Below are 489 nucleotides of genomic sequence, written 5' to 3' on the forward strand. Positions count from 1 at the left end.
GATAAGCTGATTCATTAATTTCCGAGAAAGACGGTCAGGATCGTAACAAATGACTTGACTTATAAGTCCCTTGCTTGCATCCTCCCTCAAGCGATTCAAAGCCGGACGTTCTAAAAGCTCTCCTGAAAATCCTTCATCGGCATACTTCAGCACATCCTTAGTCCCTGCTTTCTTTATACAGGCCTCGATCTGGCTGTCGATGCTCGATCCCTTGATCGCTTGCTCCTCGGTCGATACCCTTACATATATTGCTATCACCCTGGATCTCCTTCCTATAAAGTTTTATTAAATAATGATAGCAATCGTTAATGCATTTGTCATCTTGCGGTCCCTCGATGATTATTACCTTCATAAAATGCATCACCCATTGGGTATGCTATGTAACAGCTGTTTGTCCAAATGAGGTGGTTTTCAGTATGAAAACAAAAAACCGATGGCTTGAACCATCGATATGTTTTCTATATCACTGGGCCCTCAATATAGTAAATC

The 489-nt window shown here is 41.5% G+C and carries 1 protein-coding gene and 1 pseudogene; both read right to left on the reverse strand.

Going from position 1 to position 489, the window contains the following annotated elements; genetic code table 11:
* The coding region (locus RVS70_RS22160; protein ID WP_321134868.1) for a recombinase family protein at positions 1-216 on the reverse strand (216 nt) is incomplete at its 3' end.
* Positions 174-352: pseudogene (locus RVS70_RS22165) on the reverse strand (hypothetical protein). The gene RVS70_RS22160 and the pseudogene RVS70_RS22165, both read right to left, overlap by 43 nt.
* Between the last annotated feature and the right edge of the window lie 137 nt (positions 353-489).

This window comes from Virgibacillus sp. M23 (assembly GCF_034190895.1).
Taxonomy (GTDB): Bacteria; Bacillota; Bacilli; order Bacillales; family Amphibacillaceae; genus Virgibacillus; species Virgibacillus salarius.